At 63.0% G+C, this 13,546-nt stretch carries 14 protein-coding genes and 1 tRNA gene; 4 read left to right on the top strand and 11 right to left on the bottom strand.

The genetic code is table 11. The annotated features are described in order from the left end of the window. Positions 1 to 104 precede the first annotated feature (104 nt). Positions 105 to 181: transfer RNA gene (locus VL202_RS19465), tRNA-Arg, on the top strand. Positions 182 to 267: 86 nt separating this feature from the next. Here the strand turns inward: VL202_RS19465 and VL202_RS19460 are convergent. The 5 genes from VL202_RS19460 to VL202_RS19440 all read right to left on the bottom strand — a co-directional run bounded on the left by VL202_RS19460 (position 268) and on the right by VL202_RS19440 (position 3,848). Further along, positions 268 to 681 (bottom strand): hypothetical protein, encoded by a 414-nt coding sequence (locus tag VL202_RS19460; RefSeq protein ID WP_325465724.1) that lies wholly within the window; start codon positions 679 to 681, stop codon positions 268 to 270. A 492-nt stretch (positions 682 to 1,173) separates the two neighbouring features. Next, entirely contained in the window at positions 1,174 to 1,602 is a 429-nt protein-coding gene (locus tag VL202_RS19455) for a DUF1810 domain-containing protein (RefSeq protein ID WP_325465723.1), read from the bottom strand. Between the two features lie 55 nt (positions 1,603 to 1,657). Then, positions 1,658 to 2,644 (bottom strand): aldo/keto reductase, encoded by a 987-nt coding sequence (locus VL202_RS19450; protein ID WP_325465722.1) that lies wholly within the window; start codon positions 2,642 to 2,644, stop codon positions 1,658 to 1,660. Between the two features lie 79 nt (positions 2,645 to 2,723). Beyond that, complete coding sequence (locus VL202_RS19445; RefSeq protein ID WP_325465721.1) at positions 2,724 to 3,311, bottom strand: YigZ family protein; 588 nt, start codon at positions 3,309 to 3,311, stop codon at positions 2,724 to 2,726. Between the two features lie 129 nt (positions 3,312 to 3,440). After that, positions 3,441 to 3,848 carry a MerR family DNA-binding protein gene (locus VL202_RS19440; protein WP_325465720.1) on the bottom strand — a complete coding sequence of 136 codons (408 nt, stop codon included), beginning with the start codon at positions 3,846 to 3,848 and terminating at the stop codon, positions 3,441 to 3,443. Positions 3,849 to 3,925: 77 nt separating this feature from the next. On the opposite strand from VL202_RS19440, the gene VL202_RS19435 reads away from it, so the two are divergent. Further along, positions 3,926 to 4,693 (top strand): glutaredoxin, encoded by a 768-nt coding sequence (locus VL202_RS19435; RefSeq protein ID WP_325465719.1) that lies wholly within the window; start codon positions 3,926 to 3,928, stop codon positions 4,691 to 4,693. Between the two features lie 126 nt (positions 4,694 to 4,819). Here the strand turns inward: VL202_RS19435 and putA are convergent, their stop codons facing one another. The 6 genes from putA to VL202_RS19405 form a co-directional block, all read right to left on the bottom strand. Beyond that, the gene (gene putA / locus VL202_RS19430) at positions 4,820 to 8,653 is read right to left on the bottom strand and encodes a trifunctional transcriptional regulator/proline dehydrogenase/L-glutamate gamma-semialdehyde dehydrogenase (protein ID WP_414692903.1); all 3,834 of its coding nucleotides are present in this window, start codon (positions 8,651 to 8,653) and stop codon (positions 4,820 to 4,822) included. A gap of 48 nt (positions 8,654 to 8,701) precedes the next feature. Then, positions 8,702 to 9,016, bottom strand: a complete 315-nt coding sequence (locus tag VL202_RS19425) for a YkgJ family cysteine cluster protein (protein ID WP_325465717.1) — start codon at positions 9,014 to 9,016, stop codon at positions 8,702 to 8,704. 153 nt (positions 9,017 to 9,169) lie between these two features. After that, positions 9,170 to 9,976: a phosphodiesterase gene (locus tag VL202_RS19420; protein ID WP_325465716.1), complete on the bottom strand. Its 807-nt coding sequence runs from the start codon at positions 9,974 to 9,976 to the stop codon at positions 9,170 to 9,172. Positions 9,977 to 10,073: 97 nt separating this feature from the next. Then, a complete protein-coding gene (locus VL202_RS19415) occupies positions 10,074 to 10,469 on the bottom strand; it encodes a hypothetical protein (protein WP_325465715.1) in 396 nt (131 codons plus the stop codon). Between the two features lie 3 nt (positions 10,470 to 10,472). Beyond that, on the bottom strand, positions 10,473 to 10,910 hold the full coding sequence (locus VL202_RS19410) for an acetyl-CoA carboxylase biotin carboxyl carrier protein (protein ID WP_325465714.1): 438 nt from the start codon (positions 10,908 to 10,910) through the stop codon (positions 10,473 to 10,475). A gap of 23 nt (positions 10,911 to 10,933) precedes the next feature. Then, positions 10,934 to 11,707 carry a 5-oxoprolinase subunit PxpA gene (locus tag VL202_RS19405; protein WP_325465713.1) on the bottom strand — a complete coding sequence of 258 codons (774 nt, stop codon included), beginning with the start codon at positions 11,705 to 11,707 and terminating at the stop codon, positions 10,934 to 10,936. 211 nt (positions 11,708 to 11,918) lie between these two features. Between VL202_RS19405 and pxpB the strand changes: the two genes are divergently transcribed. Both pxpB and VL202_RS19395 read left to right on the top strand, forming a co-directional pair. Beyond that, on the top strand, positions 11,919 to 12,569 hold the full coding sequence (gene pxpB / locus VL202_RS19400) for a 5-oxoprolinase subunit PxpB (protein WP_325465712.1): 651 nt from the start codon (positions 11,919 to 11,921) through the stop codon (positions 12,567 to 12,569). After that, the gene (locus VL202_RS19395) at positions 12,566 to 13,543 is read left to right on the top strand and encodes a biotin-dependent carboxyltransferase family protein (protein WP_325465711.1); all 978 of its coding nucleotides are present in this window, start codon (positions 12,566 to 12,568) and stop codon (positions 13,541 to 13,543) included. Before pxpB ends, VL202_RS19395 begins: the two co-directional genes overlap by 4 nt. The last annotated feature ends 3 nt before the right edge of the window (positions 13,544 to 13,546 follow it).

Genomic DNA, 13,546 nt, shown 5'->3' with positions numbered 1-13,546 from the left:
CTGTGCGTCGAATGCCGCTAAGAGGGGTGCAGCAGCTTCTGTTCGCTCGAAAATACCCTCCTTGCCAATTGGTTCGCGCGTCACTAGGTTCGGCGGCCCTGAACGCACCGGTAGCTCAGCTGGATAGAGCACCAGACTACGAATCTGGGGGTCGGGCGTTCGAATCGCTCCGGGTGCACCATTCTTTCTTCCATTTATTCAAATGCTTGAATGATTGCGGCTCCCGCGCATTGCTGCATGCGTTCCTACCTGCACAACAATGATCCCTCACTCCATTCCCGCACCCGTGTCCTCATCGATCTCCTCTTCCTCCTTTTCCGGCATATTGCCAAGAACGGCGATACAGAGCGCGATGGCGGGGTTGGCGGCGGTGATGTAGGGGCCTTTGCCCATTCGGGCTGAGCCGCCCTTGCTGTCCCAGCTGACGCCGCCGACCTGGCCGGGCAGGGCGGTCTGGGCGAACCTGTAGGCGTCGTTGATAAACCTCGTATAGTAGGGAAGCTTGGTTTCCTTCTTGGCCCGTGAATGCCAGACGGCCTTGCTGGTTTCCTTCTTCGACTTCGGATGGATCTCGACCTTGAGGCTCCGGGTATAACCGAGCAAAAGGCCGATCTCGCCGTCGAGCCCGCGGTTGGGTTCCTTCAACGACGTCAGGCGCTTGATCAGTTCGTTCTGTTTCATCGTCCGCTTTCGACATCGATGTCACGACGGATGTGACGTCATGGCCGCATCGGCCTGCGACAGTATCGATCGCCTGCCTTCGTGGAGGAAATAGGGCATTTCGACTTCGGACAAGGGCCAGATTCGGGGAAGTTCCGGGATTATCCTCTATACGCCCGGTCTCGCGCCTTGTCGCGTCCGATCGTCGATGAACCGGTCCAGCCTTGGCCGGATGAAAATGTCCATCGCCCTTTACTCAGGGAATGGTGCTGTTTTCCGGCGTATTCACCGCCGCGACCGGCCGCGCGCCAGCTTGACGATTGTTTCGTCGGGCAGGATAGTACCGTTGCGAACGCTTTGGCGAGGCGTCACCTACGATGATCCGGCACCAAGGGAGCAAGGCATGAGACCCTTCCAATACGGCGTCGCCTACGCCCTGACCGTTGGCAGCATCCTGACGGTCGCGATGGTGGTTGTCGTGGTTCTTTTCACCAGGATGTAGCGGACAGTCTCTCAGCCGCCCGCGAGAAGGGCCAGGGTCCTGCGGTCCGGCTCGCCGCCGAAAAAGCGGTCGATCGCCATGCGGAAAGATGCCGGTTCGACCGCCACGATTTCAAACAGCGTCATCGAGGAACGGAATTTCAGGTCGTCCGGACTGCCGAAGATCTCGTGCGCCGTCCGGCTGGAGACGGCATTGACCGCCTGCGTACATTCAAGAAGCCTCGCACCGAGCAACGGATGGGCCAGATAGGCGGCGGCCTCGGCCTTTCCCGAGATCGCAAAACTTTGCGCCATGGCGGACAGGCCAAGGCCGGCAAGTTGCGGGAAGACGAACCACATCCAGTGGGTCATCTTCCGGCCGTTTGTCAGTTCCGACAGGGCGGTATCGTAGATGCCGGCTTGCGCCTCGACGAACCGTTCGAGATGGAAGGGATCCGGCATCGGTGGCTTCCTGTCGTTTAAAAATGCCGCGCTGGGTCTCAGCGCGGCTTTGGTGTTACCATTTCTGGTGAACGTGGACCTTGATCAGCCGTTCATAGACATCGGCCAGTTGGGCCAGCGCGTCGGCCGACAGGGGGGCAAGATCGCTTGCGGCGGCGTTCGCCTGCGCCTGCGCTTCGTTGCGGGCGCCGGGGATGACGACCGACACGGCCTTGCGCTGAAGGATCCAGGCGAGTGCGAACTGGGCCATGGAGGCACCTTCCGGTACCAGTGGCCGCACCTGCTCGACAGCCTCGAGCGCAACGTCGAGCGGTACGCCGGCAAAGGTCTCGCCGACATCGAAGAATTCGCCGTTGCGGTTGAACTTGCGGTGATCGTCGTCGGCAAACTTGGTGTCGGCGGTGATCTTGCCCGACAGCAGGCCAGAGGCGAGCGGCACGCGCACGATGATGCCGACATTCTTCTTCCGCGCCTGTTCGAAGAACAGGTCATGCGGACGCTGGCGGAAGATGTTGTAGATGATCTGGATCGTCGCGACGCCCGGATATTCGATCGCCTTCAGCGCTTCCTCGACGGTGGAAACGGAGACTCCATAATTGCGGATCTTGCCCTTGGCGACGAGATCGTCCAGGGCGCCGAACATGTCCGGGCGATAGAAGACCTCCGTCGGCGGGCAGTGAAGCTGGACGAGATCGAGCGTCTCGACGCCGAGATTGCCCAGGCTGCGATCGATGAAGGCCTCGATATTGGCACCTGTATAACCATCGGCCACATGCGGGTTGAGCCGGCGGCCGGCCTTGGTGGCGACGAAAGGCTTGTCACCGCCACGCTCTTTCAGGACAGAGGCGATGATCTTTTCCGAACGGCCGTCGCCATAGACATCGGCCGTATCGATGAAGGTGACGCCGGCGTCGAGGGCGGCATTCAGCGCCCGCTTGCCGTCTTCCACCGAAACGTCGCCCCAGGCGCCGCCGATCTGCCAGGCGCCGAAGCCGATTTCCGAAATGGTGGCTCCGGTGCGTCCGAGGGTTCTGTTTTTCATCTATGGTTCCTCACCTGTAGCGTGACACGCAATTTTGTTTAGCCGGGCTTTCTAAGCTGATTGTGACAAAGCCGGAAGTCTATTCGTCGTCGAATCGTATTCCGGCGCGGCCACGGGTGAGATCGCGAACCATGGCTCCGATCGTCTCGCGCAGGGGCTTGGCCATCTGCACCGCGAAGATCGCGCCGGTGCCGGTAAAATTCTCCGCCGATATGATGACACCATTCGACAGCAATCGCGCCTTGACGATGGCGAGGTCGGAGAAATCGCACGCGATCGTTGCGCCATCGGTCTCGATGACCTCTGTCTTTTCCGCTGCACGCAGTCCTATTGCGGCGGTGCCGCCATAGGCCCGGATCAGCCCGCCGCTGCCGAGCAAAATACCACCGAACCAGCGGATGACGACGACGGCGACATGATCGAGACCCTGACCGTCGATCGCTTGCAGGATCGGTTTGCCGGCGGTGCCGCTCGGTTCGCCGTCGTCGTTGAAGCGGTAGAGCTGGCCGATGCGCCAGGCCCAGCAATTGTGGTTTGCCGCGGGATCGGAATGGGCGGCAATGAAGTCCTTCGCTTCCTGCTTGTCGGCCACGGGACCGTGGATCGCGATGAAGCGGCTCTTCTTGATGTCCTGGCTGAAGCTTTCGGTGGTGCGAAGGGTAAACATGCGACGCTGCGGTTTCGTGTTGCACCCGGTGTAGCCGATCGCCGGTCCCGATGCCACGGCAATCGCAGGCTACAGCGCCGCGCGTCAGACATGACGCGCAAAGGTCGCTGTAACACTTTAAATATGCAGTCAATCGCTGTCGAAGGCTGTCAGGATCGGGCAGGGACCAGCCTCGCCGTGCGCGCAATCATGCGCCAGCCGGTGCAGCGCCTTGCGGGCCGCCTGAAGCTCGGCGATCCTCTGGTCCAGCGCCTCGATGCGCTGTGTGGCGAGGGTGCGCGCGCGGGCCCTGTCTTCCGTCGCGTCGAGTTCGATCAATTCGCCGATCTGCTCCAGCGTAAAGCCCGCGGCCTGCGCCGAGCGGATAAAGCGCAACCGACGGATATCCGCGTCTCCATAGCGGCGGATATTGCCTCGCAAACCGCCGCCACCACCGCGCTCCGGCAAGCCCAACAGGCCGCGACGCTGGTAATAGCGGATTGTCTCCACACCCACGCCGCCTTCGCGCGCAAACCGTGCGATTGTCATATTGCTCATGCTTGACTCCGTACTGCGGTACGGAACCTATATAGGGTGCAGTCGGTTGAAACCCAAAGGCAATGAAGGACTGCATCATGCTCGACACCACACACCGCAAGGCCATTCTCTATCGCATGGTGATGCCCAAGCACACTTGCCCCTATGGCCTGAAGGCCAAGGACCTTCTGGAACGTCAGGGCTATGAGGTTGAGGATCATTGGCTGAAGACCCGTGAAGAGACGGACGCGTTCAAGGCAGAGCATGACGTGAAGACGACTCCCCAGGTCTTCATCGACGGAAACCGGGTCGGCGGCTATGATGACACGCGCCGCTTCTTCGGCAAGCCGGTCCGCGATCCAAAGGCCGTGACCTACCGGCCGGTGCTTGCCGTTTTCGCGGTTGCGGCATTCATGGCTTTGGCGACGAGTTATGCCAGCTTCGGCACGGTCCTGACCATCCGGGCCGCGGAATGGTTCATCGCCTTCTCGATGGCGATCCTGGCGATGCTGAAGCTGCAGGATATCGAGAGCTTCGCGACAATGTTCCTGAACTACGACCTGCTTGCCAGGCGCTGGCTGCGCTACGGTTACATCTATCCGTTCGCCGAGGCCGGCGCCGGCATCCTGATGATTGCCGGCGCCTTGAACTGGATTTCCATTCCCGTCGCCTTGTTTATCGGCATGATTGGCGCTGTCTCCGTCTTCAAGGCGGTTTATATCGACAGGCGCGAGTTGAAATGCGCCTGTGTCGGCGGCGGCAGCAATGTGCCTCTGGGCTTCGTGTCGCTGACGGAAAACCTGATGATGATCGCCATGGCGATCTGGATGCTGTTCATGTCGGTGACGTCGGGGCATATGGGCTGATTTTGCGAGCGGCCTCATCCTCTTCGCTTAAACCTCGGCCGTGAGCCGAGGATTATCCAGCATTTCAGGAAATCGAAGGGCTGATGCAGGGTCGGGCCGAGGCCGACCCTGCATCAGCAGATTGGATCACCCGATCGACATCAGGCTGGCATTGCCGCCGGCTGCCGCCGTGTTGATGCTGGTAGAGACCTCTTCCAGCAGCCAGTTGAGGCAATAGGCGTCAGGGTTCCGCTCAAGGTCCACTGACGATGCTGCCTGGACCAGCACGAGCGGGCCGGGCAGGGCGGCAATCTTCTTGGCGGCAGTGCGGACGCGGTTCGCCTCGCCCTCGATCAGCGCGCCGGCAAAGGGCACGTCCATGCGCCAGTCGGCGGTATAGGACACGCGGGCGGCAACCGTCGGCGGCAGGGTCGCGAGCGCTTCCTTGAGGCCGGACGTGGTGTCGACCACGGCGACATTGCCGGTCGCGAACACCGCCGCCAGCTGGCGGTAGAGACCGTCGGCCGTTTCCGGAACGAGCAGGATGCGGCCGCGCGGGTACAGCGCATAGATGTTGCGTTCGCCGACCGGTCCGTCAAGCTCGGTCGTCAGGCCCAGCGCCGACTGGCTGCCGGTTTCACGGGCCTCTACCGCCTGCGGCTTCAGCCCCTTGCTGTCCAGCCAGCGGGCAAAATCGAGCAGAACAGGATCGGTATGCACGGAGGCGTGCTGCGGTGGCACCGGCGGCGTGGTGACGAGGCGGCCGAGATAGAGCGGGCCGCCGGCCTTCGGACCAGTGCCGGAAAGACCGCGTCCGCCAAAAGGCTGCACGCCGACAACGGCGCCGATGATGTTGCGGTTCACATAGAGATTGCCGGCCTTCACGCGCGAGGTGACATGCGCGATGGTTTCATCGAGCCGCGTGTGCAGGCCGAAGGTCAGGCCGTAGCCGGTGGCGTTGATATCGTCGATCAGCCGGTCGAGATCGTCGCGCTCGTAGCGCAGGACGTGCAGGACCGGGCCGAAGACTTCGCGCTTGAGATCGGAAAGCTGCTTCAGCTCGATGATCGTCGGCGGCACGAAGGTGCCCTCGGCGGTGGCGGGAGACAGCGCGATCTGCTCGACCTTGGCGCCGATGCCGCGCATCGCCTCGATATGCTTTTCGATGATGCTCTTGGCTTCCGCCGTGATCACCGGACCGACATCGACGGCGAGCCGATCGGTGCGGCCGATATCGAGCTCGTGCAGGGCGCCCTTCAGCATGGTGAGGACGCGGTCTGCGACATCGTCCTGCAGGCAGAGCACGCGCAGCGCCGAGCAGCGCTGGCCGGCGCTGTCGAAGGCCGACGCGATGACGTCGCCGACGACCTGCTCGGCAAGCGCGGATGAATCGACGATCATGGCGTTCTGGCCGCCGGTCTCGGCAATCAGCGGGATCGGCTTGCCGGCGGGCGAGAGGCGATCGGCCAGCTGCGCCTGGATCAGGCGGGCGACTTCGGTCGAGCCGGTGAACATCACGCCGGCAATGTTCGGCGCCCCGACAAGGGCCGCCCCGACGCGGCCGTCACCCGGCAGCAGCTGCAGCGCTTCCGGTGGAATGCCGGCCTCGTGCAGGATGCGCACGCCTTCCGCGGCGATCAGCGGCGTTTCCTCGGCGGGCTTGGCGAGCACCGGGTTGCCGGCGACGAGCGCGGCCGCGATCTGGCCGGAGAAGATGGCGAGCGGAAAATTCCAGGGGCTGATGCAGACGATCGGGCCGAGTGCCTGATGCGCCGGGCCCAAGGTGCGGCTCGCCTGGTCGGCGTAATAGCGCAGGAAGTCGATGGCTTCGCGCACTTCGGCAATGGCGTTCGGCAGCGACTTGCCGGCCTCGCGGACGATGAGGCCAAGCAGCGTCGGCATGCGCGCCTGCATCAGGTCGGCGGCGCGCATCAGGCATTGGGCGCGCTCGGTGGGTGAAACGGTGCTCCATTGGGCGCCCTCGGCCAGTGCGATTTCGACGGCACGGCGGGCGTCGTCCTCGGCGGTCTCGACGACAGAGCCGACCACGTCGCGGTGATCGCCGGGGTTCAGCACCGGACGGCTTTCGCCGCGCAGCTTCTCGGCGCAGAGGTGCGGCGCCGCCGTCCAGTCGATGGCGGCACTCGCCTTCAGTGCATCCGAGAGCATCGACAGGGAGGTTTCGTTGGAGAGATCGAGGCCCGCCGAATTGCTGCGGCCGGGATAGAGATCGACCGGCAGCTTGATCTGGTCATGCTGCGCGCCCATCACCGGCATGGACCGCACGACATCGACCGGATCGGCGATGAGTTCGTCGATCGAAACAGCGGGATCGGCGATGCGGTTGACGAAGGAGGAGTTGGCGCCGTTTTCGAGCAGGCGGCGGACGAGATAGGCCAGCAGTGTCTCATGCGTGCCGACGGGGGCATAGATGCGGCAGGGACGGTCGAGATTGGCCTTGCCGACCACTTCGTCATAGAGCGGCTCGCCCATGCCGTGCAGGCACTGGAACTCGTATTTGCCGACCTTGAAATCGGGGCCGGCCATTTCGTAGATCGTCGCCAATGACTGGGCATTGTGGGTGGCGAACTGCGGGAAGATGACGTCGGTGGCATCCAGCAGTTTGCGGGCGCAGGCGATATAGGAAATGTCGGTGTAGATCTTGCGTGTATAGACCGGGAAGCCGTCGAGCCCGTCGATCTGGGCGCGCTTGATCTCGGCGTCCCAATAGGCGCCCTTGACCAGGCGCACCATCATCCGGTGGCCGGAGCGGCGGGCGAGATCGATGACGAAATCGAGCACGAAGGGGCAGCGCTTGCCATAGGCCTGGACGACGAAGCCCATGCCGTTCCAGCCGGAAAGGGCCGGATCGAGGCGCAGGGCTTCCAGCAGGTCCAGTGATAGTTCCAGCCGGTCGGCCTCCTCGGCGTCGATATTGAGGCCGATATCGTAGCTCTTGGCGATCAGCGCCAGCGCCTTCACCTTCGACAGCAGTTCGCTCATTACGCGCGCGCTCTGGGCGCGAACATAGCGCGGGTGCAGCGCCGACAGCTTGATCGAGATGCCGGGGCCTTCGTAAATGCCGCGGCCGTTCGATGCCTTGCCGATGGCGTGGATGGCGTTCTCGTAGTCGGCATAATAGCGCTTGGCGTCATCCGCTGTCGTCGCGGCTTCACCGAGCATGTCGTAGGAATAGCGGAAGCCCCGGGCTTCCAGTGCCCGCGAGCGCTTCAGTGCCTCGTCGATGGTTTCGCCGGTGACGAACTGCTCGCCCATCATTCGCATGGCCATGTCGACGCCACGGCGGATCACCGGCTCGCCGGCCCGCGCGATCAGGCGGGTCAGCGCTGCCGAGAGGCTGCGGTCGTTGACGGTGGAGGTCAGCTTGCCGGTGACGACGAGACCCCAGGTGGCGGCGTTGACGAAGAGCGACTTGCCGCCGCCGATATGGGATTTCCAGTCACCCTCGGAAATCTTGTCGCGAATGAGTGCGTCACGGGTCGCGGTGTCCGGGATGCGCAGCAGCGCTTCGGCCAGGCACATCAGCGCCACGCCTTCCTGGCTCGACAGCGAATATTCATGCACCAGCCCTTCGACGCCAGAACCCTTGTGCTTGGCGCGCAAGGCGGCGATCAGCCTGCGGGCAGTCATCTTGGCGCGCGAACGGATATCTTCAGGCAGGGTGGCGGCCGCGACCAGCGGCGGCAGGCATTCGGTTTCCGGACGGCGATAGGCTGCCGTGATCGCCTGGCGCAGCGACGTCTGTTCGGCGATCGGCGGGGCAAAACGATCGAAGGGAGCAGGCGTGGTTTCGGCGGTCTGTTGCGGGTGCTGCTGGCTCATCGAATCATCCCTCTTCGAAGCTGTCGGGCACGCGGACGAAGCCCGGAATTCATGGGCGCAAAATAGGTCAGGGGTCGCCGGATGGCTATCCGGGAAAATGGGCCATCGGCCGGATGTTTCACTGAAATCGGTTGTCATGGCCGCAAGATATGCGGCAATCTTAAAATGACGCCGGACGATCGGAGGTCAGAGAAGGACCTTCTGCGACAGTTTGTGGCGCGCCATCAGGCATTCGTCGTCACCCGGCATGCAGGTGCGGCAGACGATCGGCCGGACCGCGTAGATATTGCAACCGACGTGAACACCGAGCGTGCCGCCGAGCGCCGAACAGCGATTGTCCTCGCACCGCATGCCACCGAGATCGGCGGACACATATTCCGCCGGAATTCGGTCCAGTTCCTCGTCCGTCTCCAGCGAAAAACGCGGCCAGTCTTCGGAATAGCTGCAGCATGCGCCGCAACTCTGGCAGTCGAAATCTTCGGTAGGTACGGCAAGGGTCATGGCGGCAGGGTAGCGGAAATCGCGGGGGAACGGAATGGGGGCGTCGCGTGCGGTTTAATCCTCCTCCTTGTGGGGAAGGTCGGAGCGAAGCGGAGGGGAGGGGTCTTTCTTGTTGAAAGGGAAGTCCCTCCCAACAGGGGGAGGGACTAGGCCTCACGCCACCGCGGCTTCCCGTACCGCGATCTCGTAATCTTCCGTATGTACCAGGATGCCCGTGGGGGTCATGACCGCGATGCCGTAAGCGGCGGGCTCGTCGACGGACAGCGAGGTGTCGGGAGAATGGAAGGGCATGGGCTGCTGGTGGACGGGGCTCTTGAAGATCGAGAAAGGAATGCCGCGGCTGGAGCCGGAGATCGTCCGGTGCACATGGCCGGCGAAGATATGCAGAACGTTGCCCCGGCGTTTCACCACTTCATAGAAGTCGGTTTCGTTGCCCAGCCGCATCATGTCCATGCCGGTAAACCCTGTCGCATGCGGCGGGTGGTGCATGAACAGAAGCACCGGCCGGTCGCCCGCCGTTTCCAGTTGCCGGTCCAATGAGGCGAGGCGCTTCTGGCAGAGAAAGCCGGCATGGCTGTTGGGATAGTCGTAAGGCGGGGCAAACAGCGTATCGAGCAGCAGGACCCGGCAGTCGGCAAAATCGATCGTCTGCTGGACGAAGCCGTCGTCGTCCGGCGTCACGTTCGAAAAGGTTTCGAGAAAGACGTCGCGCCGATCGTGGTTGCCGATGGTGATCGCGACCGGCGGCACGAGGCGATCGAGCAGGCCGCGTAGCCGTTCGTAGGAGGCTCGGTCCGCCCTGTGGGTGAGGTCGCCCATGATGACCACCCGATCCGCATCGGCATGGTAGCGATTGACGTGATCGATACCGGCCGCAAGCCGCTGGAACGGGTCGAGCCCGATAATCGACATGCCCTCGGGCACCATATGCAGGTCGGTAAAGACGATCAGCTTGGTCATGCAGGTAATATCCGGTTGTGAAAGAAAGGTCTAATGAAGGCTACCAAGCTGTCGGCGGGACCTGTCCGGGTCAAGCAACATAATTGGGAGAATAGAATCAGGGGGCAATTTCAAACAGCGCGTCGTCATAACCGACGCCTGCACCGTCTTCAGCCCATGCACGCAGCAGGAGGCAATCCTTTTTGGCGACGACTGCCCGCAAAGTCAGGCCCGTGCGAATATACGAGACGACATCGCCTGCAGCGACCCGGCGCGGCAGGACTGGGGCCGTGGCTCCTGTTGCCGGGTGGGTAAACAACAGCGTGCCGACGCCCGGTGAGCGCAGCACATCCGGCTCGGTGGTCTGGGCGGTTTGTTGTGTTTCGGGAACGTTGCCATTGCTGTTGCCACCCAGGGTGAGATGAAGCGCGGTATCGCCGTGTTCATAGTCGAAGGCGGCGATACCGTGCCGTTCCATCAGGGCGATGACGTTCTGGATGTCCTCGCTCGTCATTCGTCAGGCGCTCCGCGCGATGCTGAACAGCGGCATGCCGGCCGTCACCGGTGCACCATCATCGAGATGGATGGCGGTGATCATTCCCACGCAATCGGCCTCGACCGGGTTCATCATCTTCATGGCCTCGATGATGCCGAGCTTGCGACCATCCTCGACGGTGTCGCCGACCTCGACAAAGGGCGGCTCGCCCGGAAAGGGCGAGCGGTAGAAGGTTCCGGGCAGGCCGGCGACAACCACATGATCCTTGGAGCCGGACGCCGATGCACGTGCGCTGCTGTCGCTGGCGAATGCCGATGCGGCGCTTGCCGCCTGCGCCCGGGCCGGTTGTGTCGCGGTTTTCGACAGGCGGATGCGCATGCCGTTTTCGCTGACCTCGAGTTCGTTGACATCGGAGGTTTCCAGAAGGCGCATCAGCCGTTCGATGAGATCGATATCCATGGTGGTTTCGCTTTCGCCGGGCATCAGGACAGGAAGTTGGTGACCGCGATGCCGGCGGACTCGAGGCCTTGGCGAACGGTTCCAGCGATGGTGACGGCCGCGGGGGTGTCGCTGTGGACGCAGATGGAGTCGATCGGCGTGGCGATGCTCTTGCCGGTAATGGTTTCGATCGCACCGGCGCGCACCATGCGGATGACGCGGGCGGCGGCCTCGGCGGGATCATGGATCACCGAGCCGGCGATCTTGCGATCGACGAGATAGCCTTCATCGGTATAGGCGCGATCGGCAAAGATTTCCGAAGCCGTCTTCAGGCCCATCTCGTTTGCCTGCCGCTGCTGATGGCCAAGCGCGATGACGAGGCAGGTGAGTGAGGAATCGACCGCCTTGATGGCACGGTTGACGGCCATCGCCACCTCGGCATCCTGCTGGGTGAGATTGCCGAGCGCTCCATGCGCCTTCACATGGGTGATCGGGTGGCCGGCATAGGCCGACATCGCCTGGGCCGCGCCGATCTGATAGGCGACGAGGCGCTCGATCTCGCCGGCGGTGAAGGGAATGTTGCGGCGGCCGAAACCCCAGAGATCGGGGAAACCGGGATGGGCACCGACGGCCACGCCGCGTTCTTTCGCCAGGGCAAAGGTGGTCGCCATAATTTCGGGATCCCCGCCATGGAAGCCACAGGCAATGTTGGCGGAAGTAACAATCTTCAGGATCGCATCGTCGTCGCCCATCCGGTAGGCGCCGAAGCCTTCGGCCATGTCGGAATTGAGATCGACGCTCAAGGGTCTGGTGTTCAAGGGTTTTTCCAGTTTGCGCAGGAATGATTTATACTGATCCTAGCCGATATGCCGGGTGCTGGGAATAACGTCGGGAGTATTCCCGAAGCGGAATCCGTGCTTGCGGTACGAGGGCGACTAGGCAAAGCGGAAAAGCTGATATATCACAGTAGCGTCAAAATTCTCCCAGTGGAAGTTCCAGTTGACCGAGATTGTTTCTCCCAGATTGAGCATGCCCCGCTTAAGCATGGAAGGCGTGGGCGCGATCCTTCTCGATGCGGCCGGCACGGTGTTTTCCGATGAAGTACAGGCGCGGATATGGGCCGTGGCCGCCGCCATGACAGCGCTGGACGGTGTCGCCGAGACGGTGCCCGGCATGAACAACCTGATGATCGTGTTCGATCCGCTGGCGCTGGCGCCGGCGAAGGCGGAAGAACAATTGCTCGACGCCTGGCGTACCGTCGTGCCGGATGCCGTGGCTGGTCGGGATGTCGATATTCCCGTCGTCTATGGCGGCGAGACGGGCGAGGATCTGGTTTCGCTGGCAAATCACGCAGGCCTGAGCGTCGAAGAGGTCGTGCGCCGTCATTCCGAAGCTGTCTATTCCGTCGCCGCTGTCGGGGCGATGCCCGGTTTCGTCTATCTATCGGGGCTCGATCCCAGACTTGCCATGCCGCGCCGGACAGTGCCGCGCATGAAGGTGGAGATCGGCTCGGTGATCATCGGCGGCGCGCAGGCCGGCATCATGCCATGCACGGCGCCCTCCGGCTGGCACATTATCGGCCGGACGGAGGTTCCCCTGTTCGATCCGCTGCGCGATCCGCCGGCGGCCTGCCATCCGGGCGACCGCATCCGCTTTCGCGTCGTCGAGGTGAAGACATGATCGAAATCCTCTCCACCGGCGCGGTCAATTCCGTGCAGGATCTCGGCCGCACCGGTTATCTCGATGCAGGCGCAGGTCGATCCGGCGCGATGGATACCCCGGCGCTCGAAATCGCCAACCTGCTGGTCGGCAACGACCGGGATGCGGCGGGCATCGAGATCGCCCTGTTTCCGTTTCGTCTTCGCTTCGAGCGCGACACGATTTTCGCGCTTGCCGGTGCCGATTGTCCGGCGAGAATTGGCGATCGCGAAGTGCCGGGCTGGTGGGTCACGAATGCCACCGCCGGCGAGGTCCTGACGCTCGGCCTGCCGCGCTTTGGTGCCCGCGCGATCCTCGCCTTCCAGGGCGGCATCGATGTTCCCCGCGTGCTCGGTTCGCGCTCGACAGACCTGAAGAGTGCCTTCGGTGGGCTGGAAGGGCGCGGCTTCCAGCGCGGCGACCGGCTGCCGCTGATCGAGGTGCCCCGCAGGCAGCTCAGGATCGAGGCGGGCTTCGGCGCCGATCCCTCGCAACTGCGCGGCGTCGTTACCAGCAAGGACGAGCCGATCGTCCTGCGCGTCCTGCCGAGCGCGGAGCATGATGTGTTTACCGCGGCTGCGATCTCCTGTTTTTTTGACGCTGACTGGTCGATCACCAACGATGCCAATCGCATGGGTTATCGACTGAGCGGGCCTGATCTCCAGCTGACCCGCAAGCTGGAACTCTTCTCGCACGGCATCATGCCCGGCACGGTGCAGGTGCCGCCAAACGGCCAGCCGATCATCCAGCTCGCCGAAGCCAATACCTGCGGCGGTTATCCGAAGATCGCCAATGTCATCGAGGCGGACCTGTGGAAACTGGCGCAGGCGCCGGTCGGCGCGCGGCTGCGTTTTGAAATGACCGATCGCGATACGGCCGTTGCGGCGCTGGCGAAGGAACGGGCGTTCATGACCGACCTTGCCGCCGCTGCAAGCCTGATGCGCGGCTGGATGTAATTC

It is taken from the genome of Pararhizobium sp. (assembly GCF_035497515.1).
GTDB lineage: Bacteria > Pseudomonadota > Alphaproteobacteria > Rhizobiales > Rhizobiaceae > Pararhizobium.
Note: the sequence above shows the minus strand (reverse complement) of the source record. Positions and strands in the feature narration are given on the sequence as shown.